This window comes from Anaeromyxobacter sp. SG64 (genome assembly GCF_022690745.1).
GTDB classification, from domain to species: Bacteria; Myxococcota; Myxococcia; order Myxococcales; family Anaeromyxobacteraceae; genus Anaeromyxobacter; species Anaeromyxobacter soli.
On sequence record NZ_JALCZB010000004.1, the window covers coordinates 1 to 25,077 of the forward strand.

Annotated in this window: 24 protein-coding genes; 16 read left to right on the forward strand and 8 right to left on the reverse strand. The window is 75.5% G+C overall.

Features of this window, described 5'->3' with window-relative positions; translation table 11 throughout:
• The 6 genes from MNZ29_RS01970 to MNZ29_RS01995 all read left to right on the forward strand — a co-directional run.
• The coding region (locus tag MNZ29_RS01970; RefSeq protein WP_242352542.1) for a TolC family protein at nt 1–535 on the forward strand (535 nt) is incomplete at its 5' end.
• 56 nt (nt 536–591) lie between these two features.
• The gene (locus MNZ29_RS01975) at nt 592–1,908 is read left to right on the forward strand and encodes a HAMP domain-containing sensor histidine kinase (RefSeq protein WP_242334437.1); all 1,317 of its coding nucleotides are present in this window, start codon (nt 592–594) and stop codon (nt 1,906–1,908) included.
• On the forward strand, nt 1,905–3,272 hold the full coding sequence (locus tag MNZ29_RS01980) for a sigma-54 dependent transcriptional regulator (RefSeq protein ID WP_242334434.1): 1,368 nt from the start codon (nt 1,905–1,907) through the stop codon (nt 3,270–3,272). The genes MNZ29_RS01975 and MNZ29_RS01980 overlap by 4 nt, the downstream gene beginning before the upstream one ends.
• Before the next feature lie 142 nt (nt 3,273–3,414).
• Complete coding sequence (locus tag MNZ29_RS01985) at nt 3,415–3,996, forward strand: hypothetical protein (RefSeq protein WP_242334431.1); 582 nt, start codon at nt 3,415–3,417, stop codon at nt 3,994–3,996.
• A gap of 124 nt (nt 3,997–4,120) precedes the next feature.
• Nucleotides 4,121–5,752, forward strand: a complete 1,632-nt coding sequence (gene pruA, locus MNZ29_RS01990; protein ID WP_242334428.1) for an L-glutamate gamma-semialdehyde dehydrogenase — start codon at nt 4,121–4,123, stop codon at nt 5,750–5,752.
• Nucleotides 5,749–6,234 (forward strand): zinc-ribbon domain-containing protein, encoded by a 486-nt coding sequence (locus MNZ29_RS01995; RefSeq protein ID WP_242352544.1) that lies wholly within the window; start codon nt 5,749–5,751, stop codon nt 6,232–6,234. Before pruA ends, MNZ29_RS01995 begins: the two co-directional genes overlap by 4 nt.
• A gap of 49 nt (nt 6,235–6,283) precedes the next feature.
• On the opposite strand, the gene MNZ29_RS02000 is transcribed toward MNZ29_RS01995, so the two are convergent.
• Nucleotides 6,284–6,925, reverse strand: coding sequence for an ABATE domain-containing protein (locus tag MNZ29_RS02000; protein ID WP_242352546.1), 642 nt, complete (start codon nt 6,923–6,925; stop codon nt 6,284–6,286).
• Between the two features lie 89 nt (nt 6,926–7,014).
• On the opposite strand from MNZ29_RS02000, the gene MNZ29_RS02005 reads away from it, so the two are divergent.
• The gene (locus MNZ29_RS02005; protein ID WP_242334419.1) at nt 7,015–7,230 is read left to right on the forward strand and encodes a hypothetical protein; all 216 of its coding nucleotides are present in this window, start codon (nt 7,015–7,017) and stop codon (nt 7,228–7,230) included.
• A 7-nt stretch (nt 7,231–7,237) separates the two neighbouring features.
• Here the strand turns inward: MNZ29_RS02005 and MNZ29_RS02010 are convergent, their stop codons facing one another.
• The 3 genes from MNZ29_RS02010 to MNZ29_RS02020 all read right to left on the reverse strand — a co-directional run bounded on the left by MNZ29_RS02010 (nt 7,238) and on the right by MNZ29_RS02020 (nt 9,798).
• Entirely contained in the window at nt 7,238–8,596 is a 1,359-nt protein-coding gene (locus MNZ29_RS02010; protein ID WP_242334416.1) for a cell wall metabolism sensor histidine kinase WalK, read from the reverse strand.
• A complete protein-coding gene (locus MNZ29_RS02015) occupies nt 8,593–9,297 on the reverse strand; it encodes a response regulator transcription factor (RefSeq protein ID WP_242352548.1) in 705 nt (234 codons plus the stop codon). The genes MNZ29_RS02010 and MNZ29_RS02015 overlap by 4 nt, the downstream gene beginning before the upstream one ends.
• A 63-nt stretch (nt 9,298–9,360) precedes the next feature.
• On the reverse strand, nt 9,361–9,798 hold the full coding sequence (locus tag MNZ29_RS02020; RefSeq protein WP_242352549.1) for a Spy/CpxP family protein refolding chaperone: 438 nt from the start codon (nt 9,796–9,798) through the stop codon (nt 9,361–9,363).
• Between the two features lie 140 nt (nt 9,799–9,938).
• Here MNZ29_RS02020 and MNZ29_RS02025 point away from each other — a divergent pair, with 140 nt between their 5' ends.
• A complete protein-coding gene (locus MNZ29_RS02025) occupies nt 9,939–11,957 on the forward strand; it encodes an ABC-F family ATP-binding cassette domain-containing protein (protein WP_242334407.1) in 2,019 nt (672 codons plus the stop codon).
• Nucleotides 11,958–11,967: 10 nt separating this feature from the next.
• Here the strand turns inward: MNZ29_RS02025 and MNZ29_RS02030 are convergent, their stop codons facing one another.
• The 4 genes from MNZ29_RS02030 to MNZ29_RS02045 form a co-directional block, all read right to left on the reverse strand.
• The gene (locus tag MNZ29_RS02030) at nt 11,968–14,073 is read right to left on the reverse strand and encodes a caspase family protein (RefSeq protein ID WP_242352551.1); all 2,106 of its coding nucleotides are present in this window, start codon (nt 14,071–14,073) and stop codon (nt 11,968–11,970) included.
• A 10-nt stretch (nt 14,074–14,083) separates the two neighbouring features.
• On the reverse strand, nt 14,084–14,860 hold the full coding sequence (locus MNZ29_RS02035; protein WP_242352553.1) for a hypothetical protein: 777 nt from the start codon (nt 14,858–14,860) through the stop codon (nt 14,084–14,086).
• Nucleotides 14,857–15,360, reverse strand: a complete 504-nt coding sequence (locus MNZ29_RS02040; protein WP_242352554.1) for an RNA polymerase sigma factor — start codon at nt 15,358–15,360, stop codon at nt 14,857–14,859. The genes MNZ29_RS02035 and MNZ29_RS02040 overlap by 4 nt, the downstream gene beginning before the upstream one ends.
• 84 nt (nt 15,361–15,444) lie before the next feature.
• On the reverse strand, nt 15,445–16,527 hold the full coding sequence (locus tag MNZ29_RS02045; protein WP_242352556.1) for an LA_2272 family surface repeat-containing protein: 1,083 nt from the start codon (nt 16,525–16,527) through the stop codon (nt 15,445–15,447).
• A gap of 248 nt (nt 16,528–16,775) precedes the next feature.
• Between MNZ29_RS02045 and MNZ29_RS02050 the strand changes: the two genes are divergently transcribed.
• The 8 genes from MNZ29_RS02050 (at nt 16,776) to MNZ29_RS02085 (ending at nt 25,039) form a co-directional block, all read left to right on the forward strand.
• Nucleotides 16,776–17,474, forward strand: a complete 699-nt coding sequence (locus MNZ29_RS02050; RefSeq protein ID WP_242352557.1) for a MotA/TolQ/ExbB proton channel family protein — start codon at nt 16,776–16,778, stop codon at nt 17,472–17,474.
• 29 nt (nt 17,475–17,503) lie between these two features.
• Nucleotides 17,504–17,929: a biopolymer transporter ExbD gene (locus MNZ29_RS02055; RefSeq protein WP_242352559.1), complete on the forward strand. Its 426-nt coding sequence runs from the start codon at nt 17,504–17,506 to the stop codon at nt 17,927–17,929.
• Between the two features lie 47 nt (nt 17,930–17,976).
• Nucleotides 17,977–18,666 carry an energy transducer TonB gene (locus MNZ29_RS02060; RefSeq protein WP_242352562.1) on the forward strand — a complete coding sequence of 230 codons (690 nt, stop codon included), beginning with the start codon at nt 17,977–17,979 and terminating at the stop codon, nt 18,664–18,666.
• A gap of 5 nt (nt 18,667–18,671) precedes the next feature.
• Complete coding sequence (locus MNZ29_RS02065; RefSeq protein ID WP_242352564.1) at nt 18,672–21,260, forward strand: TonB-dependent receptor domain-containing protein; 2,589 nt, start codon at nt 18,672–18,674, stop codon at nt 21,258–21,260.
• Nucleotides 21,261–21,268: 8 nt separating this feature from the next.
• Nucleotides 21,269–22,381: a hypothetical protein gene (locus tag MNZ29_RS02070; RefSeq protein ID WP_242352566.1), complete on the forward strand. Its 1,113-nt coding sequence runs from the start codon at nt 21,269–21,271 to the stop codon at nt 22,379–22,381.
• Nucleotides 22,382–22,446: 65 nt separating this feature from the next.
• Entirely contained in the window at nt 22,447–22,737 is a 291-nt protein-coding gene (locus tag MNZ29_RS02075) for a helix-turn-helix transcriptional regulator (RefSeq protein WP_242334377.1), read from the forward strand.
• Nucleotides 22,734–23,120 (forward strand): VOC family protein, encoded by a 387-nt coding sequence (locus MNZ29_RS02080; RefSeq protein WP_242334374.1) that lies wholly within the window; start codon nt 22,734–22,736, stop codon nt 23,118–23,120. The genes MNZ29_RS02075 and MNZ29_RS02080 overlap by 4 nt, the downstream gene beginning before the upstream one ends.
• Nucleotides 23,121–23,365: 245 nt before the next feature.
• A complete protein-coding gene (locus tag MNZ29_RS02085) occupies nt 23,366–25,039 on the forward strand; it encodes an HNH endonuclease (RefSeq protein ID WP_242334368.1) in 1,674 nt (557 codons plus the stop codon).
• The last annotated feature ends 38 nt before the right edge of the window (nt 25,040–25,077 follow it).

The window sequence follows — 25,077 nt, forward strand, 5'->3', positions numbered from 1 at the left end:
CGGCCGCCCGGAGCTCGCCTCGCGGCGCGCCCGGGTGGACGCGGCCGACGCGCAGGTGCGCGGCGCCTGGGCGCGGCTCGCGCCGCAGCTCTCCGCGGGCGCCTCGATCTTCCGCTCGGACGTCGCGTACCCCACCGGCGAGAAGGACGGCTGGCGCGCCACGGTGGACCTCTCCTGGCCGCTCTACGACGGCGGCCTCCGCTACGGGAAGCGCCGCGAGGCCGAGGCGCAGCGCGCCGGCGCGGAGGCGGCGGCCGAGGCGGAGCGGCTCGGGGTGGTGCAGCAGGTGGAGGACGCGCACCGGGATCTCGGCGTCGCCGTCGAGCGGCTCCGGCTCGCGGGGACGCAGCGCGGCCTCGCCGCGGACGCGGCCGCGTCCGCGCGGCGCAGCTACGAGGCGGGCGTGGCCTCGAGCCTCGACGTCATCGACGCCAACGATCGCGAGTACGCGGCGGACATCCAGCTCGCCGACGCGCGCGCGCGCGCCGCCCAGGCGCGCATCGCCCTCGACCGGGCCGCGGGCCGGGCGCCCTGAGGAGAATCATGCGGCGGCGCACGGGCGAACGTATCCTTCCGGGCCGGAACGAGCCCATGCCCACTCCCCCCGGCCACCGCGAGATCCAGCACGAGGAGGTCTCCCGGCTGTTCGGGAAGATGGCCGGAGGCAGGCTCGCGGCGCTCCCGCCGATCGTGGTGCTGGCGCTCTGGCTCGCCTGGGTGGAGCCCGCCGCCTGGCGCCGCGTCGCGCTCCTCGTCGCGGTCGTCGGGATGTGCGTGTTCTTCGTCGCCGAGTGGGTGCGCTTCCGGCGGGTGGGGTTCCGGCCGGGCGCGATCCCGCGGAACCTCGTCGTCGCGACGTTCTGGCAGATGGCGATCACCGCCGTCACGGGCGGGCTCGCGAGCCCGTTCCTCTACATCGCCGTGCCGCTCGGGATGATCGCCGGCGTCTTCCTGCCCTGGCGCATGAGCTTCCTCCTCTCCGGCGTGCAGATCGCGGCGGTGTTCACCCTCGCCGCGCTCGGGGCGACGGGCGCGCCGGCCGAGCTGAACCTCCACGTCTTCGGCGGCGGCGCGCGGGTCGGACCGCCGGCCTACCTCTACACGCACGCCGCGATGCTCTCGCTCGTGTTCCTGTTCTCGAGCGGCGCGGGCCGCGCGCTGCGCTGGTCCTTCGACCGGATGATCCTGCGCGCGCTCTCGGCGCAGCAGGCCTCGCTCGAGGCGCACGCGCAGCGCGCCGAGGAGCTGACCGCGCTCTCGGCGGAGATCGCCCACGAGCTCAAGAACCCGCTCGCCAGCGTGAAGGGCCTCGCGGGCCTGCTGGCGCCCGGGGTGCACGAGGGGAAGGCCTCCGAGCGGCTGCAGGTGCTCCGGCGCGAGGTCGATCGCATGCAGGCGATCCTCGACGAGTTCCTGAACTTCTCTCGGCCGCTCGTCCCGCTCGCGCTCGGCGACGCGGACCTGGGCGCGCTGTGCCGCGAGGTCGCGGCGCTGCACGAGGGGATGGCGCGCGAGCGGGACGTCGCGGTCACCGTGCGCGCCGAGGGCGTCTCCGCCCGCTGCGATCCCCGCAAGGTGAAGCAGATCCTCATGAACCTCGTGCAGAACGCGCTCGACGCGAGCCCGGCGCGCGCGGCGGTCGAGCTCGACGTCGCGCGCGGCGCGGACGGCGCGGCGCGCGTGCGGGTGCTCGACCGCGGCCGCGGCGTCGATCCGGCGGTACAGGACTCGCTCTTCTCGCCAGGCGCGACGACGAAGCCGCGCGGCTCCGGGCTGGGGCTCACCATCGCGCGCGCCCTCGCCCGGCAGCACGGGGGCGACCTCGTCCTCGCCCCGCGGCCCGGGGGCGGCACGATCGCCGAGCTCGTCCTGCCGCCCGCGGCAGGGAGCGGGGGGTACGCGGCATGAGCCCGCTCGCGCGCGTCCTCGTCGTCGACGACGATCCCGGCGTCCGCTACACGCTGCGCGAGATCCTGGAGAGCGAGGGGCTCGCGGTGGACGAGGCGGCGGACGGCGCCGCCGCGCTCGCGCGGCTCGAGACCACGCCGGCCGACCTCGTCGTGACGGACCTGCGCATGCCGGGCATGGACGGCATGGAGCTCCTGCGCCGGGTCGCCGGACGGCCGGGCGCGCCGCGCGTCGTGCTCGTCACGGCGCACGGCTCGGAGCGGCAGGCCGTCGAGGCGATGAAGGCGGGGGCCTACGACTACTTCAAGAAGCCGTTCGAGACGGACGAGCTGCTCGCGGTGGTGCGGCGGGCGCTCGAGGCGGTCCGGCTCACGCACGACAACGAGCGGCTGCAGGGCGAGCTCGTGCTCTCGCGCTCCATGGTGTTCGCCTCGGAGGCGATGCGGCGGCTCGCCGTGCTCGTCGCGCGGGTGGCGCCGCGCGACGTGACCGTGCTCATCACGGGCGAGAGCGGCACGGGCAAGGAGCGGGTCGCCGAGGCGATCGTGCGCGCCTCGCGCCGCGCCGACCGGCCCTTCGTCCGCTTCAACTGCGCGGCGCTCACGCCGGAGCTCGCGGAGGCCGAGCTGTTCGGGCACGCGAAGGGCGCCTTCACCGGCGCGGTGCGCGCGCGGCCCGGCCTCTTCGGCGAGGCGGACGGCGGGACCATCCTGCTCGACGAGGTGGGCGAGCTCGCGCCCTCGGCGCAGGGGAAGCTCCTCCGGGTCCTGCAGGAGGGCGAGGTGCGCCCGGTCGGCGAGGAGCGGACGCGGAAGGTGGACGTGCGCGTGCTCGCGGCGACGCACCGCGATCTGCCGGAGCTCGTGCGGACGGGGAGGTTCCGCGAGGACCTCTACTACCGGCTCGACGTGGTCCAGCTCCGCGTCCCGCCCCTGCGCGACCGGCCCGAGGACATCCCGGTCCTCGCGCGCCACTTCCTCCAGCGCTTCGCGGAGCGCTTCGGGCTCGCCTCGCTGGCGGTGCCGGACGCGCTCGTGGACCGGCTCGCCGCCCACGCCTGGCCGGGGAACGTGCGCGAGCTCGAGAACGCGATCGAGGGGCTCGTCGCGCTCTCCCCGCCCGAGGGGCTCGACCTCTCGCTCCTGCCCGGCGGCGCGGTCCCGGCCGGCGACGTCGGCGCGGCGCCCTCGCTCAAGCAGCGCGTCGAGGCGTTCGAGCGCGGGCTCGTCGTCGAGGCCCTGCGCGCGGCGGAGGGGAACCGCAGCGAGGCGGCGCGCCGGCTCGGCATGTCGCGCGTCACGCTGCACGACAAGCTGCGCAAGTACGGGCTCGCCGGGGGAGGCGAGGAGCCGGGCGGGCGCTGAGCCCGGCGCCCCTCGGGCGCGCGGCCGCTCCCCGACGCGCATACACCCGCGGTGCATCGCCACGCGCCGCCGTCGGGGCCTCCCCGTCTTGCCTCCCCGCGCAGGCGCTCCTCGCCGGCGCGGGCGAGCCATCGTTCAGGCGATGGTCGCGTTCGCGCTCGCCCTGCAGCTCGTCGCCGCGAGCCCCTCCTTTGCCCCGCAGCCCTCGCTCGACGCCGGCGCGTTCCAGGGGCGGGAGCTCGCCGCGGCCGGCCTCGGCGTGCTCGCGGGCGACGCGCTCGTGGTGGGGCTCGGCTACGCCACGCTCCAGCTCTTCGCGAACGACACCTTCTCGCCCACCGCCGGCAACTTCCGCACCGCCGCCTTCGCGCTGGCGGGCGCCGCGCTCCTCCTGCCGCCGCTCGGCGCGACCGTGGCCGCGCGGCTGGCGCGCGTGAGCCCCGCCGCGGGCGGCTTCTGGAAGGCCTTGCTCCTCGCGAACCTGGGCCACGCCGCCGCGCTCGGCGCGGGGTACCTCGCCGCGCCGCGCTTCTGGGTGGTGATCCCGGTGCAGCTCGCCGGCGTCGCCGCCGGGAGCTCGGTGGGGCTCCACTGGGGCCCGCGGGCGCGGCCCGTCGTCCGGCAGGATCCGGGCGGCCGGGCGACGCCTCCGGGCCCCGCGCGGCCGGCGGCGGACGTGGTCGCGGAGGCGCAGCCGCTCTACCCGATGTGCCTGGATCGCTGATCGCCGGCGATGACGGTGAGGGGGGATCCGGCGCCGTGGGTGCGCCCGGCGCCCCCCGCGCGGCCGCGAGGCGGAGCTCGGGCTTCTGGGTTATCTTCCGCCCGCCCCGCACCCGGAGGAGCCCATGGCGAACGGCCTGTTCCGCATCCCCGAGCCCCGCAACGAGCCCGTCCTCTCCTATGCGCCCGGCACGCCGGAGCGCGCCGCGCTCAAGTCCCAGCTCGCCGAGCTCTCGGCGCACGAGATCGAGATCCCGCTCGTCATCGGCGGACGCGAGGTCCGCACCGGCCGGTTCGCCGAGGCCCGCGTGCCGCACCGGCACGGGCAGCGGCTCGCGCGCTGGCACCAGGCCGGTCCGGCCGAGGTCCAGGCCGCGATCGAGGCGGCGATGCAGGCGCGCAAGGCCTGGGCGGCGATGGACCCGCACGACCGCGCGGCGATCTTCCTCAAGGCGGCGGACCTCCTCGCCGGCCCGTGGCGGCAGGTGCTGAACGCCGCCACCATGCTCGGCCAGTCGAAGACGCCCTTCCAGGCCGAGATCGACTCCGCCTGCGAGATCATCGACTTCTGGCGCTGGAACCCGCACTTCATGCAGCGGATCCTCGAGGATCAGCCGCACTCGCCGCCCGGCCAGTGGAACCGGCTCGAGTACCGGCCGCTCGAGGGGTTCGTCTTCGCGGTCACCCCCTTCAACTTCACCTCGATCGCCGCGAACCTGCCGACGGCGCCCGCGATCATGGGCAACACCGTGGTGTGGAAGCCGGCGTCCTCGGCCGTCTACTCCGCCTGGCACATCCTGAAGCTCCTCGAGGCGGCCGGCCTGCCGCCGGGGGTCGTCAACTTCGTCCCGGGCAGCGGGCGCGCCGTCGGCGACCCCGCCCTCGCGAGCCCGGACTTCGCGGGCCTCCACTTCACCGGCTCGACCGGCGTCTTCCACGGCATGTGGCGCACGATCGGCGAGCACCTCGAGCGCTACCGCGGCTACCCCCGCATCGTCGGCGAGACGGGCGGCAAGGACTTCGTGTTCGTGCACCCGTCGGCGGACGTGGACGCCGCCGCCGTCGCGCTCGTGCGCGGCGCGTTCGAGTACCAGGGTCAGAAGTGCTCCGCCGCCTCCCGCGCCTACGTGCCCGAGAGCCTCTGGCCGCAGCTCCGCGAGAAGCTCCTCGGCATGACCGCCGCCATCAAGATGGGCGAGACCGAGGACTTCACCACGTTCATGGGCGCGGTCATCGACCAGCCCGCGTTCGATCGGATCAAGAAGTACATCGAGATCGCCCGCGCCTCCTCGCAGGCGAAGCTCCTCTTCGGCGGCCGCTGCGACGACTCGAAGGGCTTCTTCATCGAGCCCACCGTCATCGAGACGGTGAACCCCCGCTTCCAGCTCATGGAGGAGGAGATCTTCGGGCCGGTGCTGACGATCTTCGTCTACGCCGACATCCGGCTCGACGAGGCGCTCGAGCTGTGCGGCTCGACCTCGCCGTACGCGCTCACCGGGGCGGTCTTCGCGCGCGACCGGGAGGCGATCCTCGACATGGGCAAGCGGCTCGTCGACGCGGCGGGCAACTTCTACGTGAACGACAAGCCCACCGGCGCGGTGGTCGGCCAGCAGCCGTTCGGCGGCGCGCGCGCGTCCGGCACGAACGACAAGGCGGGCTCCATGGCGAACCTCATGCGCTGGGTCTCGCTGCGCGCCATCAAGGAGACCTTCGACCCGCCGACGCGCTTCGAGTACCCGTACATGCGCGAGAAGTGAGCCGGGCGCGGACCTTCTCGATGGAGCGCCCGATGCCCTGGAGCGTGCGCGTCGCCACGGCGGCCGTCGCGCTCGTCGTCCTCGTGCTCGTCACCGGCGCCGTGCTCGTCCTGCGAGCCCCGGAGCCCCGCCTTGCGCAGGTCGGTCAGCTCGGGCTCTACGCGGCGCTCTTCGCGGCGCTCCTCGCCGGGATCCTGACGCGCCGGCGCATCGCGTGGCTGTGGGGCCGGTTCCTCGGGTTCTTCCTGTTCGCCGTCGCGCTCGTGGGCGTCGTCGCGAACGCCTCGCGGATGCGGGCGTCCGAGGTGGCGGCGCTCGCCCTCGGCTTCGCCGGCCCGATGCTCGCGGTGAGCCTCGCGTTCGGGCGCCGGAGCGCCCAGGCCTGGTTCGGGCTCCTGTGCCCGAGCTGCGGCACGCCCTCCTCGCGCGGCGATCTCCTGCTGCGCAAGGTCCGGTGCCCGCGCTGCGGGGAGAGGTTCTAGGCGCGAGGCTTCCGCAGCGCGCACGCGGCGACGCCGCGAGGGAGAACGCTCACGCGCCGCCGCCGCCCTTCGCCCGCGCCTGGTGGCGGCGCGCCTTCGCGACGTTGCCGCAGTCCTTCATGGAGCACCACCGCCGCGTCCGCGCGCGGGTCTGGTCGAGGAAGAGCCAGCTGCACTCCTGGCTCTCGTGGAGGCCGCACACCCGCACGCGCTCGAGCTCGCCCGAGGTGAGGAGCTCGATCGCGGACTCGACGATGGGCCACAGCGGCGCCTCGAGCGCGGCGCTCGCGTCGTCCCACCCGAGCGCGTAGCCCTCGCCCTGCCGCGTGAGCCGCCGGTGCGCGAGCGCGCTCGAGAGCGCGGCGGAGAGGTGCGCGACGTCGGAGGGCGCGGGCTCCCGTCCCTCGGCGCGCGCGAGGAAGATCCGGAAGAGCGCCTCGCGCAGCGCGATCGCCTGGCGGAGCACGCCCTCCGCGTCACCGGGCCGGCGCCGCGCCTCGTCGAGGAGCCGGCTCGCGAGCCGCTCGTCCACCGCCGACGTCGCGCGCGCGAACGCGAGGAGGTCAGCGTAGCTCGCGAGCCTCTCCCGGGGCTTCACGTCGCGCGAGCTCACGGTGTTCGTGAAGTCGAGGCACAGCCGGCCGCCCGAGAGGTCGAATACCCGCGAGGGGGTCGTTTCCAGGGTCGCCACATAACCATCATAACGGCACTTGACAGGTTATGCGGGCGGCGGCAGATCTAACCTGCACACCGCATCATGCCGGTTAGACGGAGGACGTCATGGCTGCTCGCTCGATGAAGCTGTTCCTCTCCCCGCCCGCGACCCCGCGGGACACCTGGCGCGACCGCTGGCGCCTCGTGCGCGACCTGCTCGGCGGCGCGCTGGTGCTCGCGGTCTGGCTGTCGCTCTGGAGCTGGGTGGCGGTGGGCGTGGTGGGCCCGCTCTCGCGAGCCAACACCGCGCTCGAGCGCGACCGCGCGGCCGAGGTGCTGTGACGCCCGGTCAGGCGGCGGCCGCGTCGGGCGCCGCCGGGAGCCGCACCCGCATCGTCGTGCCCACGCCCGGCGAGCTCTCGGGGACGATCGTCCCCCCGTGGGCCTCGGCGATGCGCCGCGCGAGCGCCAGCCCCATCCCGACGCCGCCGGTGCCGCGGGCGCGGCTCCGGTCGGTGCGGAAGAACGGGGTGAACACCCGCGGGAGGTCCTCGGCGTCGATGCCGATGCCGCGGTCGCGGACCTCGATCTCGACCCCGCCGCCGAGGGCGGCGGCGGCGAGGGTGACGGGCGCCGGCGGCTCCGAGTACTTGGCGGCGTTGTCGAGCAGGTTCGCCACGAGCCTGCGCAGCAGCGCGGCGTCGCCGTCCACCTCCGGGAGCGACTCGGGCAGGACGAGCTCGAGCGTCCGGTCGGGGTTCGCCTCGCGGAAGCGCGCGGCGGCCTCGGCGAGGACCCCGTCGAGCTCCACGCGCGCCCGGGTGAGCGGCCAGGCCGGGCCGCCGCCGGCGGCGAGATCGAGTCGCGCCGCGGCGAGGACGTCCTCCACCAGCCGGTCGAGCTCGTCGAGATCCGTCCCGATCTCGCGGAGGAAGCGCCGCGCCCGCTCGACGTCCCCCTCGGCCGCGAGCTCGAGCGCGACACGGATGCGCGCGAGCGGCGTGCGGAGCTCGTGCGACACGTTCGCGAGCAGCTCCTGCTCGCCGCGCACGAGCCGCTCGAGCCGCTCCGCCATCTCGTCGAACGCACGCCCCAGCTCGCCCACCTCGGCGCGGCCCTTCACCCGGGCGCGCGCCGAGAGATCGCCCGAGCCGAGCGCGCGGGCGGCCAGCGTGAGCCGCTCGATGGGCGCGGCGATCGAGCGGGCGAGCGGGAACGAGCCGAGCGCGAGCGCGGCGAGGACGGCGCCGATGAAGGCGAGGCCGCGCAGCGGATCGGGGCTGGGCGGGCCCCCGGAGACGAGGAGCAGGCCGCCGTCCGCGAGCGGCACCGCCCGGCCGAACCCGTGCCGGTGGAGCCGGACGGGGTGATCGCGCGGCGGCGGGAGGCCCGCGAGGGCGGGGTCGAGCGGCGGCTCGACGCTCGTGGCGCGCAGGGCGCCGTCCGGCCCGTACACGGACGCGTCGAGCCCGAACGCCTCGCGCCAGCGCGCGAGCTCGTCGCGGAGCCGGGCCGGATCCGCCGAGAGCTCGGCCACCCGGGACGCCGCGTAGGCCGTCGCGCCGCGGCCACGCTCCGAGACGTCCGAGTGGCGCAGCGCCCAGCCGACCGCGGCGGTGGCGAGCGCGACGAGGAAGAGCAGGAGCAGCCCGTGCAGGTAGATCCGCCAGAAGAGGCGCCCGTGGCGGCGCGGCCGCGCGGGGGTCACTCGCCCTCCGCCGCGAGCAGGTAGCCGGCGCCGCGCACCGTCTTGATGAGCCGGGGGCGCTTGGGATCGTCGCCGAGCTTCTGCCGCAGCCGCGAGACGTGGACGTCGATGGAGCGGTCGAACGCCTCCTCGGCGCTGCCGCCCGCGAGCTCCATGAGCTGCTCCCGCGAGAGGATCCGCCCCGCCCGCCGTGCGAGCGCGTCGAGCAGCGCGAACTCGTAGCCGGTGAGCGCGATCTCGCGTCCCTCGAGCGTCACCCGCCGCGCGCCCGGATCGACGACGAGGGCCCCCACGCGGACGGTCGAGGCCGCCGGGCCGGCGCGTCCCCGGGCGCGGCGCAGGACCGCGCGGATGCGCGCGAGCAGCTCGCGCGGGGAGAAGGGCTTCGAGAGGTAGTCGTCCGCGCCGAGCTCGAGCCCCATGACGCGGTCCGCCTCCTCGCCGCGCGCGGTGAGGACGATGACCGGCACGTCGGAGCGGGCGCGCAGCTCGCGGCAGACCTCGAGGCCGTCCTTGCCGGGCAGCATGAGATCGAGCAGCACCGCCTCGTACCGGCCCGACAGCGCCTCCTCGAGGCCGCGCTTCCCGTCGGCGACGTGCACCACCGCGAGGCCGTGGCCCTCGAGGTACTCGCGGGTCAGCGCGGCGAGGCGGCGGTCGTCCTCGACGAGGAGGACGAGATCGGGAGTGGTGGCGGTCACGATGGGCATCTTAACCGTGCGGCTGCGGCCGGGGCGGCTCCTCCCCGGCCGCGCCGCGGTCGGCTACCGGTGCATCCGCCGCTCGAGCTTCTCCGCGAGCTTCGCGCGCTGGTCGGGCGTCAGGATCCCGTGCACCTCGAGCCCCGCGTCCACCGCCTCGTGCGCGAGGGCGCGCATCGCGTCCGCGCGCTGGTCGACGAGGGCGTGGAGCGCCGCCGCGTCGGGCGCGTCGGCCTTCCACGCCGCGAGGAAGGCGGCGCGGTCCTCGCCGCGCGTCCCGTGCAGCTCCTGTGCGCGGGCGAGCATCCGGTCCTTCACCGCGTGGATCCGGTCCCGCTGCTCCGGCGTCGCGTTCACCTCGTCGAGCGCCTCGTCGACGCGGGCGGTCACGAACTCGGCCATCCGGGCGGGGTCGTGCCGGTGGTGCCAGCCCCGGGCGAACCCCGCGAGGGCGACGACGCCCGCGGCGAGGACGAGGCCGAGGAAGATGGTCTTGCGCATGTGCTGTTCTCCTCTCGTCCGGCGCGGCTAGAGCGCCGGTCGCGGCCGCCCTGAGAGGCGTGCCGACGGTACGGAGGATGGGCGCCCCGCGTTGAGCGGGCTTGTTCGCGGCTTGAAGAAACGTTAACTCCTCGCGCCTCATGAGCCTCGTCGCCGGAAACGCGCTCTCCCTCGCCTACGGGCCGAAGGTCCTCCTCGACGAGGAGAGCTTCGCCATCGGCCCGCAGGACCGGATCGGCCTCGTCGGCGCGAACGGCACCGGCAAGTCGTCGCTCATGCGCATCCTCGCCGGGCAGCTCTCCCCGGACTCGGGCGACCTCGTCCTTCGCCGCGGCGCCCGCGTGGGCTACCTCCCGCAGGACGTCGCGGCGCTCCCCGACCTGCCGCTCGTCGACGCCGTCCTCGCCACCGTCCCCGGCCGCGCCGACCTCGAGCGCCGGCTCCGCGCCGCGGAGGACGCGCTCGCCGCGGCGGGCACGCCGGAGGAGCAGCTCGAGCTCTCCGCCGCGCTCGCCGAGCTGCACCAGGCGCTCGATCACTTCGAGGAGCGCTTCGGGCGGCACCGCGCCGAGCGCATCCTCGGCGGGCTCGCGTTCACGGCGGACGATCTCGGGCGGCCCGCCCGGACGTTCTCGGGCGGCTGGAAGATGCGCGCCGCCCTCGCCGGGCTGCTGCTCCAGGATCCCGACCTGCTGCTCCTCGACGAGCCCACGAACCACCTCGACGTCCCCACCCTCGAGTGGTTCGACGCGTTCCTGCGCGGCTCGCGGCGGGCGCTCCTGCTCGTGTCGCACGACCGCGAGTTCCTGAACCGGCAGATCGACCGCGTGCTCGCGCTCGAGCCGGAGGGGCTGCGCGCGTACACCGGCGACTACGAGGACTACAAGCGCCAGCGCGCGCAGGAGGAGGAGCGGCTCCTCGCGGAGGCCAAGCGGCAGGGCGCGAAGCGCGCGCAGCTCGAGGAGTTCATCGAGCGGTTCGGCGCCAAGGCGACCAAGGCGCGCCAGGCGAAGTCGAAGGAGAAGCTGCTCGAGAAGATGGACGAGGTGCAGGTGCTCGAGCACCGCGCCACGGTCCGCTTCCGCTTCGCCGAGGCGCCGCGCTCCGGCCGGGAGGTGCTCAGGCTCGAGGGCGTCCGGAAGGCGTTCGGGCCGCGCGTCGTCTACCGCTCGCTCGACGCCGCCATCCAGCGCGGCGAGCGCGTCGGCGTCATCGGCGCGAACGGCGCGGGCAAGTCCACGCTCCTCAAGCTCGTGGCGGGCGAGCTCGCCTCCGACGCGGGCGAGGTGAAGCTCGGCCACGGCGTCCTCGCCGGCTACTTCGCCCAGCATCATTTCGAGCGCGCGGAGCACGACGGCGACGCCGAGGGCGCGATGCGCACCTTCGGCGCGCTCGATCCCGAGCGCACCGTCCTCGACACGCTCTGGGATCTCGTCCCGGAACAGGGCGAGGCGTACGTGCGCGGCGTCGCCGGCTCGTTCCTCTTCTCCGGCGACGACGTCGAGAAGAAGCTCGGCGTGCTGTCCGGCGGCGAGCGGGCGCGCGTCGCGCTCGCGAAGCTCCTGCTCGTGCCGGCGAACCTGCTCGTGCTCGACGAGCCGACGAACCACCTCGACCTCGACTCGTCGGAGGCGCTCATCCAGGCGCTGAAGGGCTACGGCGGGACGCTCCTCTTCGTCTCGCACAACCGGAGCTTCCTGAACCAGCTCGCGACGGTGATCTGGGAGGTGAAGGACGGCGGGATCCTGCCGTTCCCCGGGAACCTCGACGACTGGCTCTACCACCAGAAGGAGCTCGAGGCCGCCGCGGCGGCCGCGGGCGCGAGCGGCGACCCCGCTCGGACGGGTCCCGGGGCGGCGGCGGCGCCCGCGAGCGACAGGGAGCGCCGCCGGCTCGAGGCCGAGGCGCGCAACGCCCGCTACCGGCTGGAGAAGCCGCTCCGCGATCGCATCGCCGCGCTGGAGGCCCGCATCGAGGGGCTGGAGCAGGAGGAGCGCGAGGCGACCGAGGCGCTCGCCGACCCGGCGCTGTACCAGGACTTCGCGCGCGCGAAGCCGCTCATCGAGCGGCAGCACGCGGCGAAGGAGGAGCTGGCGAGGCTTTACGGAGAGTGGGAGGCGGCGCAGGAGGAGCTCGCCGCGCTCCAGCCCGGCGGCTGACGCGCGCCGCTCACGGCGGCCCGAGCCGCAGCCCCGCCGCGAAGCCCAGCCAGGCCCGCCGGCCGCCGTCCGCGCCGAGGTCGTGCTCGAGCAGGCCGCCCAGGCCCGGGCGGAAGCCGTCCTCCGCCCAGAACAGGCTCGCGCTCGGCCCCGCCACCACCGCCACGCTCCGCGTGACCTGCCACCCGGCGAGCACCCGCGCCGTGGCGAGCACGTTCGCGCCCGCGTCCACCGCCTGCTGGCTCAGGAGATCCACGTCCAGCAGGAACCGGCCGCGGGCCTGGTGCGCGCCGAGCCCGAAGCCGGACCAGAGACGCCCGCCGCTGTCGGCGCGCTGCGCGCCGGCGGAGAGGATCGTGTGGAACGCGCGGCTCCCGAGCAGGAGCCCGGCGGAGAGGATCCCGTTCTCGTCGCCCAGGACGAGGAGCTTGTGCTCGCCGCCGCGGACGATGGGGAGGAGCCCGAGCGACACGCCGTCCAGGCCGTCGGCGACGTTCACGAGCCCGAGCTGCGCCCCGCGGACGTGGCCGCCCACGTTCACGAGCCCGACCTGCACGCCGCGCACGCCGCTCCCCACGTTCACGAGCCCGATCTGCGCGCCGTGCACCTCGCCCGACACCGAGGCGAGCGCGAGCTGCGCCCCCGAGACGGACCCGGCGTAGCCCACGAGCGCGGACTGGAGCCCGGTCACCGCTCCCGCCGCCCAGCTCACGCTGGAGTGCTGCCAGCCGACGACGTCGCCCCGCACCAGGTTCAGGCCCTGGGTGAGCTGCACGCCCCGGAGCGAGCCGGCCACGTTCGCGACCATCCCCACCTGCACGCCGGTGACGCGGCCGCGCGCGGAGCTCCCGATGTACGAGAAGAAGCCGCCCACCACGTCCTCGTCCGCCCAGAGCACCGGCGCGAGCCCGATCCCGCGCAGCCGGGTCGTGCGCGAGGCGATGAGGCCGAGCTGGAGGCGGTTCACGACGTAGCGATCGCCGTTGAACGACACGGGCGGGAAGATCGAGAGGTCCACCGGCACGCGCGCGAGCTCCTCCACCCCGTCGCCGCGGAGCGCCGTCAGCTCCCGCGGCACCGCGGCGAAGCCCGCGCCGGCGAGCTCGGTCCGGCCGCCCTGGGTGAGCGCGACGCGCGCCTCCACGAGGCGCCCGTCCTCCTCGCGGGAGACGCGGTAACCGCCCGGGTCGAGGGCCAGCTCCAGCGGGCGGCCGGGGTGCTTGCGCAGCTCCGCGACGAGCCGCTCGCCGGAGTCGCGCACGAAGAACCGGCCCGCCGCCGCGGCCGGCAGGACGAGCGTCGCGCCCGAGCCGCGCAAATCCGTGAGCACCACCTCGCCCGCGCCGACGAGCTGGATGTCCCAGACCGCGTGCTGCGGGCCGCCGCGGGTCCGCTCCGTCCGCGCGAGCGTCTCGTCGAACGCGAACTGGTAGACCTCCGAGAGCGTGACCTTGCCGTCCTGGCTCGCGTCGGCCGCGCCGCGCAGGCCGGTGACGAGGGCGTGGGTGAAGAACGACGCGCCGACCCGGTCCGACTCCTGGGAGGCCTCGTCGGCCGAGCTGGACGTCAGGATCACCTGACCGCTCACCCGCGACGAGGCGTCCACCAGGAACGGCGCGGCGCGGGCGCCTCCCTTCCCGCGGGTGAAGGAGCCCGACGAGCACGAGTCGAGGATCGCGATGCGGATGTCGGCGCCGAGCTCCGTGAGCCACCGCCTGAGCTCTCCATACGGGACGCGCGCGCCGCGCAGGAGCAGCCCCTCCTCGTCGGAGTGGCCGGAGTAGTAGAAGAGCACCTCCGTGCGCCCGCCGGCGCGCGCGCGCCTCACGCGCGAGCGGAGCTCCTCGAGGGCCGCGCGCAGGCTGGCCTCGCCCGGGTCGAGGAGCACGATCGTGTCCTCGCCGGCGACGCCGCCCATCTGCTGCAGCACCCGCGCGACCCGCTCCGCGTCGGAGATCGCGTAGCGGAGCCGCGGGCGCGCGGGGCCGCCGTCGTTGGCGCCCGCCACGAGGGCGAGCCGGCGCACCGCGCCGGGCGGCTCGGCGCGGGACGGCCCCTGTGCGGCGGCGGCGCCGGCGAGGAGGACGGCGGCGAGCGCGAGGACGGGTCGAATCATGTCGGGGCTCTCACTTCACGAGGAGGAGGGCGTGCTGCTCGAGGCCCGCGGGGAGGACGAGGGGATCCTCGCGGGCGCGGCCGGAGGCGGCCAGCCGTCGCGCGGCCTCCACCGCCGTCGCGGAGTCGAAGGCGGCGACGCCCGTCACGAGGAAGAACCGCTCGAACCCGGGCGCGTCGTCGAGGAGGTAGGCGTGGGGGAGCGGCACCGCGCCGGTCCCCGCGAGCGGGGCGGCGGGGCCGCCCTCCTCGGGCCAGTGGAGCGTCACGATCCCGCGGCCGTCCACCGAGACCACCGCCCCGAACGGCCTTCCCGCCGCCACGTACGAGAGCTGCAGGAGGTCTCCCGCCCGCGCCGCCGCGCCGTCGCGGAGCTCCTCGGGCCCGGCGTCCGGCCGGCTGCGGTGCACCTCGAGGCGCGGCGCGAGGCCCTTGAGGCGGGTGTCCTCGATGGCGGAGCGCGGCGTGAGAAGGCCGGACGGGATGACGTGCAGCACGAGCGCTGACGCCACCGCCACCGCTGCCGCGATGGGGACGAGCAGCAGCGGCCGCCGCCGGGAGGGCCGCGGCGCGCTCGCGGCGAGCGCCGCGCGGCGGCGGATCTCCCCGAGCGCGGGGCCAGGCGGGTGAGCCTCGCGGAACGCCGCGTCGTCGCGCGCGAGCGCCTCGAGCCGGCGCACGCCCTTCTCCGCCTCGAGGCGGCCCCGCACGCGGGCGGCCTCGTCGGGCGGGAGGTCGCCGGCGTGGAGCCGCTCGACCAGGTAGTCGGGAACGCGATCCGGGCTCATCGCTGCACCTCCTGGGTGGGCGCCTCGGCGGCCTGCTCCGCGGCGCGCCGCCGGAGCCCGCCGAGCCGCTTGCGGACCGCGGCGGCCGTGAGCCCCACCTCGCGACCGACCTCCTCGAGCGTCAGGCCGTCCACGTAGTGGAGCACCGCCATGACCCGGGTGGACTCCTGCTCGCGCCCGAGCAGCCGTCCGACGACGAGGCGCGAGAGCGAGCGCGCCTCGGGCTCGTCCGCCGCCGCGATGGCGAGGAGCGCGGCCTCGTCCCGGTCCTCCGGCCGGCGCCGCTCCGTGCGGAGCAGGTTCAGGCAGACGCGGGTGGCGATGCGGAGGAGGAGCGACGCGGGGGCCTCGTCGCGGAGCCGCTCCTCCGCCCGGAGCAGGTTCACGAACGTGTCGTGCATGGCGTCCACGGCCCTCTCCTCGTCACGGAGGAGGCGGCGGCAGCGGCGCAGGACCATCGGCGCGAGGTCCCGGTAGTACGCGTCGACGTCGACCGCCACCCGCTCCCCTCTCTCCGGCCCCTGGGCCGGACGAGCTTCTACCTCGAACCCCGGCCCGGCCGTGAGCAGCGCCGGAAACCGCCGTCAGATCCGCACTCCCGCGACGAAGCCCACCCACACGCGCGCGTGGCGGCCGCCGAGCTTCCAGCCGAGGTGCAGGTCGGGCTGGTCCTCGTCCGAGACGAGCACGTTCGCCGTCGGGCCGGCGAGGACCCCCATCCACTCGGTGAGCCGGTAGGCTGCCACCGCGCGGAGGACCCCGAGCACCGCCTCGGGGGTGCCGTCGAGCGAGACCGCCTGCGCGACGAGATCCAGGTCGAGCGCGAGGCGCTGCGCCGGCTCGAACCCGACGCCGGCGCCGCCGCCCAGGGTGGAGAGCGTCTTGCCCGAGCGCTCCTGCGGGTCGGGCTGGACGCCCGCCCCGAGGACGCCGTAGGCGCGCCGCCCGCCGAGCCGCACGCCCGCGGCGAGCGGCGTGAGCTCGGTCGCGTAGAGCTCCACCTCGTGGCGGCCGTTCCGCACGAGCGCGAGGACGCCCACCGAGCCCTCCGCCTCCTCGGCGAGGTTCACGAGCCCGACCTGCGCGCCGCGCACGCGGCGGGCCACGTTCACGAGCCCGAGCTGCGTCCCGCTCACCTCGCCGCCCACGTTCACCACGGCGAGCTGCACCCCGCGCACCCCGCCGGCGACGTTGACCGCCGCCGCCTGGAGGCCGTCGAGGCGTCGCGCGACGTTGGCCGCGCCACCGAGCTGGACGCCCTCCGCGCCGCCGCGGACCACGTTCACGATCTGCGACGCCTGGAGGCCGCGGAGATCGCGCGCCACCGTGGTGACGGTCGCGAGCTGCACGCCGCGCACGACCCCGCCCGCGCTGGCCGCGGCCCAGGTCACCTGCGCGCCCGAGACGTCCTCGTCGGCGAGGTGCACCGGCGCGAGCGCCAGGCCGCGCAGGACGGTGGAGCGGGCCACCACGCCGATCGAGAGGTGGTTCTCCACCCGCCCCTCACCGTTCAGGCTGAGCGGCGGGACGAGAGACAGGTCCACGGGGACCACGCGGAGCGCGGTCAGGGCGGCCGCGGGGGGCTCCGGGACCGCCGCGCCGGCGAGCGCCAGGGCGGGCACGGCCGCCGCGAGCGCGGCGAGGGTGGTGCGAAGCGGGTTCCGCATGGGCGTCGTCCTTCTTCCGTGGCCGAGGGGCGGTCGGCGGGGTCGGAAGGAGGAACACCGCTGCCTGCCGCGCGCGCTACCGCGGCGCGGACGATTCACATTTCTTCACGCTCCGACCAGATCGGGGCAACCTGCCGCCGCCATGCTCCGCGCCGCCTCGGCGAGGGGGCGGTAGCGCGATCTCCGCGCCGCGGTGTTCCCTCGCACAACACGAGCGCCGCACTCTCGCGGTCAACGGAGCGTCACCCATGACGAAGTCCCTCTTCGAGCTCTTCACGCGCGCCGGCGCCGAGTGGGTGATGCTGCTCCTCGTCGCCCTCTCCGCCGCCTCGGTCACGGTCATCCTCGAGCGGGCCCTGTACTTCGCCCTCCGCCGCCGCACCTCTCCGGACCTCCTCACGCTCCTCATGAACGGGCGGCTCGAGGAGGCGCGAGCCCGCATCGAGGGCCGCCGCGGCCTCGAGGCGGAGGTGGCGCGGGCGGCGCTCGACGCCGCCGGCGGCGGCCCCGCCGCGGTGCAGGAGGCGGTGGCCTGCACCATCGCGGACCGCCGCCTCGGCTACGAGCGGGGGCTCTCCTTTCTCGGCACGCTCGGCAACAACGCCCCCTTCCTCGGCCTCTTCGGCACGGTGGTCGGGATCATCCGGGCCTTCTCCGACCTCGCCGTCGGCGGCCCGAAGGGCGCCGGCGCGGCGGCGGTGATGTCCGGCATCTCGGAGGCGCTCGTCGCGACCGCGGTCGGCATCTTCGTGGCCATCCCGGCGGTCGTCGCGTTCAACGGCTTCCAGCGCTGGCTGCGCACGCTCATCACGCGCGCCGAGGCGATCGGGCACGCCCTCGCGTCGCACCTCGAGCACGACGACGTCCGCGCCGCGGCCCGAGCCCGGCTCGACCACGGAAGGGCCGGGCGGCGCCCCGAGCCCCACGAGTCGAAGGGCGCCGCCTAGCGGCGGCCGCGAGCGCACCGGAGCCCACCATGGCCGCCCACTCGAACGGCAGCGACGAGGCGATCACCGGCATCAACGTGACGCCCCTCGTCGACATCACCCTCGTCCTCCTCATCATCTTCATGGTCACCGCCTCCTACATCGTGAAGGAGAGCATCGAGGTCGACCTGCCCCGCGCCGCCAGCGGCGGCGAGACCGTCGGCCCGACCCTCGCGTTCACGCTCGATCGGGACGGGAAGCTCTTCCTCGACGGAAGGCCCGTCGGCCGCGCCGAGGCCCGCGCCGCCGTCCGCGCGGCGCTCGCGCGGAGCGCCGACGCGCGGGCGCTCATCGGCGCGGACCGGGCCGTGCCTCACGGCGAGGTGGTGTCCGTGATCGATCTCGTGAAGAGCGAGGGGCTCACCCGCTTCGCGATCCAGATCGAGCGCGACGCGTCGGGGGAAGGCGCGCCGTGACCCCGGCGCCTTCCGACGGTCCGCCGCGGGGCCGAACGCTCGCCGCGATGGCGCTGGCCTCGCTGGCGCTCCACGCCGGCGGGTTCGCCTGGGCAGGTCGCCTCGAGCCGCGTCAGGCCGCGAGGGCCGCGCCCGTGGAGGTCGAGTTCGAGGCCGCCCCTCCGCCGCCCGCCCCCGCCGCGGCGCCTCGTCCACCCTCGGAGCGGCCGGCGCCGCGCCGGGTCGCGATCGCGAGGCTGCCGCCACCTCCGGCCGAGCCGCCTCCACCGCCGCCCCCGAACGAAGCGCCGCCGCCCGCCGCGCCCGCGCGCGCGGTCCCCCGCGTCGGCGTATCGCTCTCCTCGACCGCGACCGGCGGCGGCTTCGCGGTGGGCGTCGGGAACACGCTCCACGGCAGGGCCTCGGAGACCGCCGCCGATCCCGCCTCGGTGAAGCCGTACGCCGCCCCGCGCTCCGCGCCCGCCCGGCTCTCCGCGCAGCCCCGCCTCCTCGAGCGGCCGGAGATCCCGTATCCCCCGGAGGCCCGGCGGGAGGGGCTCGAGGGGCAGGTCGTGCTGCTCCTGCGGATCGACGCCGAGGGCCGGGTCGCGGCGGCGCGCCTCCTCTCCGCGCCGGGCGCCGCCCTCGGCGAGGCCGCCCGGGCCGCCGCGCTCCGCTTCCGCTTCACGCCTCCCCTGCTCGAGGGCGAGGCCGTCGAGACCGAGATCCGCTTCACCTACACCTTCGTCCTGGAGTGAACCTCATGCGCCGCTCGCTCGCCACCGCGCTCGCCCTGCTCGGCCTCCTCCTCGGGAGCGCCCGCCCCGCTCGCGCCGAGACGCCACCGGCGGAGACCGGCGTCCTCACGCGCGCTCCGGCGGTGGTCGAGCCCGCCGAGCCCGAGTACCCGGAGGCCGCCCGCGCGGCGGGGCTGACCGGCGTCGTGACCCTCGAGCTCGAGATCTCGGAGACCGGCGAGGTCACCGACGCGGTGGTGACCGGCCCCGCCGGGCAGGGGTTCGACGAGGCCGCGGTCGCCGCCGCGCGGAAGCTCCGCTTCTCCCCCGCGGAGATCGACGGGGCGCCCGCGCCGGTGCGGATCGAGTATCGCTTCACCTTCGCGCTGGCCGCGCCGCCCGCGGCCCCCGCGCCGCCGCCGCTGAACCTCCTCGGCCGGGTGCTCGAGCGCGGCACCCGGCTGCCCGTCGCGGGCGCGATGGTGGAGGCGGGCGGCCAGCTCACCCACACCGACGGCGAGGGCCGGTTCGCGCTCGCCGGGGTGGCGGACGGGGCGGTGCAGGTGGTCGTGACGGACGTCGACCACGCCCGCCTCGAGTCGGAGGAGACCGTCGAGCCCGGCAAGGCGACCCAGGTGACCTACTGGCTCCAGCGGACCGCCGCGGAGGGCGAGTACGAGGCGGTCGTGGTGGGCGAGCGGGAGGAGAAGGAGGTCTCGCACGTCGCCATCGCGGCCGGGGAGATCCGTCGCGTCGCGGGCGCCTCCGGCGACGCGGTGAAGGTCATCCAGAACCTCCCCGGCATGGCCCGCACCTTCCTGAGCGGCGAGATGATCGTCCGCGGCGGCAACGCCCGCGACACGCGCGTGTACGTGGACGGCGAGGAGGTGCCCGCGGTGTTCCACTTCGGCGGGCTCACCAGCGTCTACTCGTCCGAGCTCCTGAAGGACGTGGAGTTCGAGGCGGGCAACTTCGGCGTCCGCTCGGGGCGGGCGATCGGCGGCCGCGTGAACCTCGTCACGCGCGATCCCGGCGAGCGGACCCACACGCTCGCGGACGTGAACCTGTACCACGCGACCGCGCTCTACGAGGGCCGGCCGCGCGAGGATCTCGGGATCGCCATCGCGGCCCGGCGCTCCTACGCGGACGCGGTGGTGACCCGCGCGCTCGAGTCGATGGACGACGCGCCGGGCGTGAGCACCGCGCCCCGCTACTACGACCTGCAGGCGAAGGCCGCGTGGAAGGCGACCGCCGACGACACCGTCCGTCTCGACGTGTTCGGCTCGGACGACCGGATGGTCCTCACGGGCGTCGAGGACGATCAGTCGCTCGAGGACCTCGACTTCCTCGAGTACGGCACCCGCTTCTACCGGGCGGGCCTCCGCTGGGATCACCGCGCGAGCGAGGCGACCCGGCTCCGGCTCGCGCTCGGCGGTGGCTGGCAGGACATGGACATCGACGCCGACGAGCTGTTCCGGATGCGCCAGGAGCTCTGGAGCACGCACTTCCGCGCCGAGGTCCACCACGAGCTCACGCCGCGGGTGAAGCTCGTCACGGGCGTGGACGGGCAGTGGTATCCGCGGGTCAGGATCGAGGTGGACGCGCCGCCGATCCTCCCGCCCGGTCAGGTCCCGAACCCGAACGCCGAGACCCGCCGCTACGCCGCCACCATCGACGGGCTCGAGGCGGGCGCGTTCGTCGAGGCGACCCTCGAGCCGGTCGACGGGCTCTTCGTCCTCCCGGGCGTGCGCGCGGACGTGCACCGCGCGCTCGCGAACCTCTCCTGGGTGGACCCGCGCCTCGCGGTCCGCTGGCAGCTCAGGCCCGGGACCGCGCTCAAGGGCGCGGTCGGCCTCTATCACCAGGCGCCGCCGTTCCCGTACGTCACGGAGGAGTTCGGCAACCCCGACCTCCGCGAGGAGGGCGCCTGGCAGTACTCGCTCGGCGCGGAGCAGCGGCTCCTGCCGCGGCTGCTCCTCGACGCGCAGCTCTACTACAAGCGCCTGTTCGACCTCGCCCTCCCCTCCGACGCCGTGATCACCCGGGATGGCCAGCTCGTCTCCGAGCGCTACCGGAGCGCGGGGACGGGGCGGTCCTACGGCGCGGAGCTGCTCCTGCGCTGGGATCCCGACGGCCGGTTCTTCGGCTGGATCTCCTACTCGCTCTCGCGCGCGGAGCGGGGCGAGTCCGTCGCGGGCGGCCGGCTCGACAGCGAGGGAGACGCCTACGACCAGCCGCACAACGTGGTCGCGGTGGGCACCGTCGAGCTGCCCGAGGTCTGGCGGGGCCTCTCCGCCGGGTTCCGCGCCCGCTACACGAGCGGAAACCCCTACGAGCCGGTCCGCGCCGCCGTCTACGACGCCGACGCCGACCGCTACCAGCCGATCCAGACCGGCGCGCTCACCGGGCGCATGCCCCCGTTCTTCCAGCTCGACCTCCGCGTCGACAAGAAGTGGACGGCCCGCACCTGGACGTTCGCGGCCTACCTGGAGGTCCAGAACGTCACCAACCGTGAGAACCCCGAGGCCGTCGCGTACAGCTTCGACTACTCGCGGCGCGGCTGGTACTCCGGCCTCCCGCTCTTCCCCTCCTTCGGCCTGCGCGCCGAGTACTAGGACCGCCCATGAACCGCACGCTCGCCGCCCTCGTCCCCGTCCTCGCGCTCACGGCCGCCTGCGGGCCGGACTTCGATCCCGCCTCCGAGGTGCAGGGGTTCCGCGTGCTCGCGGTCCGCGCCGAGCCGCCCGAGATCGCCCCGCCCTCCGACGGCTCGGCCCCCGCCCGCGCGGAGCTCGGGACGCTCGTCGTGGATCCGGCCCTCGTCGCGGACCCGGCCCGGCGCGCGGTGGTGCTCCACGTCGCCTGCACCCCGGCGCCGGGAGACCCGGGCCCCTCCCCCTGCACCCTGTTCTCCGAGCTGGCGGATCCCTCGACGCTGCTCGCGGGCGCCGATCTCGCGGCGGCCTGCGCCGCCCCGGGCGCCGGCGCCGCGGGAGGGATCTCCTTCGCCGGCCTCGAGGCATGCGGACGCGACGGCTGCGGCCCGCTGGCGGTGAGGCGGGATCCCGCCGACCCGGGCTCCGCGGTGGCGCTGCCCGGGGCCGCCTACGAGCTCCCCGCGGACTACACGCTGTCGGCGCTGCCCGCGTCGTCTCCCGAGCGCGTCCTCGGCCTGGAGGTCACCGACCTCGCCCTCGCGCTCGACGCGACGCCGGACGAGCTCGCGCCTGCGAGCGCGGTGGGGAGCGACTGCGAGCTCCTCGGCGCCGTCGCCGCCCGCTTCGAGGCGGAGTGGTCGCGCCGCCCCCACGTCGCGGCGCTGAAGCGGATCCGGGTCCGCGGTCCGGCGGCGCCCTCCGCGCCCAACCACAACCCCGTCCTGTCAGGCGTGGCGCTCGAGGGCGCGGCGCTCCCGGCGCCCGGTGAGACGCCCGCGGCCGTGCCGCCGAGCGCGAAGGTGCCGCTCCTGCCGCTCCTGCCGGCGAGCTTCGAGGAGCTGCGCGAGACCTACGTCGAGAGCGACGCGGCGGGCCAGCCCATCGCGACGCGGAAGGAGGACTGGACCTTCTCCTGGTTCACGAGCGCGGGCGAGCTCGAGAAGCTGCACACGAACCACCCCGACGAGGCGGCGGAGCTCACCACGCCGGCAGCCGGGGCTCCCACGGTGTGGGTGGTCGCGCGCGATCTCGTCGGTGGCGTGACGTGGCGCGCGGGCTCGCTCGCCGTGACGCCGTGAGGGGGTCGGCCCGCCGGGCGTCTCGAGGTTGACAGGCAAGTCGTAGCTTGCCTATGTTCCGCCGGGTGGCCGACGTGTTCGAAGCGCTCGCCGCCCCGACTAGGCGGGCGATCCTCGACGAGCTCACCGATCGGGACGGTCAGTCGCTGTTCGAGCTGTGCACGCGGCTGACGATGAAGCACGGGCTCGCGATGTCGAGGCAGGCGATCTCGCAGCACCTCGAGGTGCTCGAGGCGGCCGGCCTCGTGACCACGCGGCGTGAAGGCAGGTGCAAGCTCCATCACCTCGACACCGCACCGCTGCGGAGTATCTTCGAGCGGTGGCCGGTCGAGGGGCTGAAAGGGACCCGGCGATGAAAATCAACCTGACGAGCGTCCTGGTCGATGACCAGGAGAAGGCCCTGAGGTTCTACACGGAGGTCCTCGGGTTCGTGAAGAAGACCGAGATCCCGCTGGGCGAGGTGCGCTGGCTCACCGTCGTGTCGCCCGAAGCCCCGGATGGCCCCGAGCTCGTGCTGGAGCCGGACGGGCACCCCGCGGCGCGCCCGTTCAAGCGGGCCCTGGTGGAGGACGGCATCCCGTTCACCTCGTTCGCCGTAGAGGACGTGCGTGCCGAGTACGAGCGGCTCCGCTCGGCAGGCGTTCGTTTCGTCCAGCCGCCCACCGAGATGGGCCCGGTGACGATCGCGGTGCTCGACGACACCTGCGGGAACCTCATCCAGATCGCCAGCCAGAAGTAGGTCGGCCCGGAAGCGGGTTCAAATCCGCGTTACCTGCGGTCCGTGGGTCGGGGAGGTGCCTCCCGCGTCCAGTGGCCCGCCTCCGGGCGCGAGGTCCCGCCACGTGGGGGCGGCGCGCTGGAGCCGGGGTGGGTGGAAGGCTTGGGGCCGGGGTCGGGGTCGAGGTCGGGGTCACGTCTGGTATTCACCCACCGTCGCGCTGGAGTCCGCCCGACCGTCAGACACAGATGGTATGGGTTCACTCGATGGACGTCGTGCCCCTGAGCCCTCCCGCTCCTCTCGCGATCGCCTCGGCGGCCGCGCTGGACGCGCTCGCGGCGGAGGCGTGGCTGCTCGAGCCGCCGCCGCCGCACGAGCGGAAGGGCATCCTGCGGGACGAGGCGGCGCTCCTCATCGACCGGCTCCTCAGCCGCGTCGCGCGTGGGCACGGCGCGCTCGAGATCGCCATCGGCCGCGGGCTCGCGGCGCTCGCCGACCGGGACGGTGCGATGCGGTTCGGGTACGCGAGCGTCGGTGACTACGCGCGCGAGCGGCTGGGCATCGCGGCCAGCACGGCGCAGAAGCTCGTGAGGCTCGCGCGGGCGCTCCGCGACCGCCCGCTCCTCGCCGACGCGGTCCGGCGCGGCGAGGTGAGCGCGCGCAAGGCCGAGACGGTCCTCCCCGTTGCCCGCGGTGAGGCGGAGGCGCGCTGGGTCTCGATCGCCCGCACCGAGACGGTGCGCGCGCTCGCGGCGGCGGTGCGGGCCGAAGCAGCCGCCGAGGCGAAGGCGGACGAGGAGCCGCGGGAGCGCGTGTCCCTCCAGCTCACGCCCGCGGGTCGCGCGAAGCTCGACGAGGCGATGGCGCTCGCGGGCAAGGTTCTCGGAGCGACCGCGCCGAGGTGGCAGCGGCTCGAGGCGATCTGCGAGGAGTTCCTCGGCGCCCATCCCGTGGAAGCGCTCTCGGACGGCGGGGACGAGGTCACGGACGAAGGCGTCCTGCGCGGGCCGGCCGCAGAATGGTTCGAGGCGGCGAGGGCGGGGCTCGAGGAGGAGTATGGCCGCTGGGCGTTCCTCGGAGCGGTCGCTCCGGTCGAGGCGGAGGTGAGCGCCGAGCTCGACGGCGGCGCGGACGTGCGCGTCGACGAGGAGCTGAGGCGGCTCGCGGCGATGCGCGATCGCTGGGACGCGCTCGTCGGGCACCTCGGCCTGCTGCTCCGGACGCTGCGACTGTGGCGCGACATGGGTTTCGCCTCGTTCGGCCACTACTGCGAGGAGCGGCTCGGAATGGCTACGCGCACGGTGCAGCAGCGGGTCCAGCTGGAGCGTAGGCTCTACGCGCTCCCCGCGCTCGAGCAGGCGATGCGCGACGGGCGCGTGTCCTACGAGCAGGCGCGGCTCGTGGCGGAGGTCGCGGACGATCTCACCACCGAGGACTGGATCCGCCGGGCGGAGGGTACGACCTGCATCGCGCTGCGCCGGGAGATCGAGGCGGAGCAGGAGGCGCAGATGTGCGCGCGGGCCGAGCTCGACCTGCGCGTGCCTCGGCGGGTCGGGCGCCTCCTCGACGAAGCGTTCCGGGCGGCCCGCGCAGCGGCCGACCGCTGGCTCACGCCCGCGGAGTGCCTCGAGCGGATGGCGGAGCACTTCATCTCGACCTGGAAACCCGCGCTCGCGGAGCGGAGCACGCCGCAGCGGCGGGCCCTCGCGCGCGACGGCGGACTCTGCCAGGTGCCGGGTTGCAGCCGGGCGGCCGTGCACGCGCACCACGTCGTCTATCGCTCGCGCGGCGGCGGTGACGACCCGGCGAACCTCGCATCGCTCTGCGCCGCCCACCACCTGCGGGGAGTACACGGTGGGCTCGTCGAGGTTCGCGGCGTAGCGCCGGACCGGCTCACGTGGCGGCTCGGCGCGCGGGATCCGACGCGGTCCCTGGACTGAGCTCCGTCGAGTGAGCGTCCATCGAGCGGCGGTGGGTG

What these genes read in the sequence shown, in the direction of transcription:
- MNZ29_RS01975 (WP_242334437.1), top strand. Translation starts at nt 592, where the DNA reads ATGCCCACTCCCCCCGGCCACCGCGAGATCCAGCACGAGGAGGTCTCC.
- MNZ29_RS01980 (WP_242334434.1), top strand. Translation starts at nt 1,905, where the DNA reads ATGAGCCCGCTCGCGCGCGTCCTCGTCGTCGACGACGATCCCGGCGTC.
- MNZ29_RS01985 (WP_242334431.1), top strand. Translation starts at nt 3,415, where the DNA reads ATGGTCGCGTTCGCGCTCGCCCTGCAGCTCGTCGCCGCGAGCCCCTCC.
- pruA (WP_242334428.1), top strand. Translation starts at nt 4,121, where the DNA reads ATGGCGAACGGCCTGTTCCGCATCCCCGAGCCCCGCAACGAGCCCGTC.
- MNZ29_RS02005 (WP_242334419.1), top strand. Translation starts at nt 7,015, where the DNA reads ATGGCTGCTCGCTCGATGAAGCTGTTCCTCTCCCCGCCCGCGACCCCG.
- MNZ29_RS02020 (WP_242352549.1), bottom strand. Translation starts at nt 9,798, where the DNA reads ATGCGCAAGACCATCTTCCTCGGCCTCGTCCTCGCCGCGGGCGTCGTC.
- MNZ29_RS02025 (WP_242334407.1), top strand. Translation starts at nt 9,939, where the DNA reads ATGAGCCTCGTCGCCGGAAACGCGCTCTCCCTCGCCTACGGGCCGAAG.
- MNZ29_RS02030 (WP_242352551.1), bottom strand. Translation starts at nt 14,073, where the DNA reads ATGATTCGACCCGTCCTCGCGCTCGCCGCCGTCCTCCTCGCCGGCGCC.
- MNZ29_RS02035 (WP_242352553.1), bottom strand. Translation starts at nt 14,860, where the DNA reads ATGAGCCCGGATCGCGTTCCCGACTACCTGGTCGAGCGGCTCCACGCC.
- MNZ29_RS02045 (WP_242352556.1), bottom strand. Translation starts at nt 16,527, where the DNA reads ATGCGGAACCCGCTTCGCACCACCCTCGCCGCGCTCGCGGCGGCCGTG.
- MNZ29_RS02050 (WP_242352557.1), top strand. Translation starts at nt 16,776, where the DNA reads ATGACGAAGTCCCTCTTCGAGCTCTTCACGCGCGCCGGCGCCGAGTGG.
- MNZ29_RS02055 (WP_242352559.1), top strand. Translation starts at nt 17,504, where the DNA reads ATGGCCGCCCACTCGAACGGCAGCGACGAGGCGATCACCGGCATCAAC.
- MNZ29_RS02060 (WP_242352562.1), top strand. Translation starts at nt 17,977, where the DNA reads ATGGCGCTGGCCTCGCTGGCGCTCCACGCCGGCGGGTTCGCCTGGGCA.
- MNZ29_RS02065 (WP_242352564.1), top strand. Translation starts at nt 18,672, where the DNA reads ATGCGCCGCTCGCTCGCCACCGCGCTCGCCCTGCTCGGCCTCCTCCTC.
- MNZ29_RS02070 (WP_242352566.1), top strand. Translation starts at nt 21,269, where the DNA reads ATGAACCGCACGCTCGCCGCCCTCGTCCCCGTCCTCGCGCTCACGGCC.
- MNZ29_RS02080 (WP_242334374.1), top strand. Translation starts at nt 22,734, where the DNA reads ATGAAAATCAACCTGACGAGCGTCCTGGTCGATGACCAGGAGAAGGCC.
- MNZ29_RS02085 (WP_242334368.1), top strand. Translation starts at nt 23,366, where the DNA reads ATGGACGTCGTGCCCCTGAGCCCTCCCGCTCCTCTCGCGATCGCCTCG.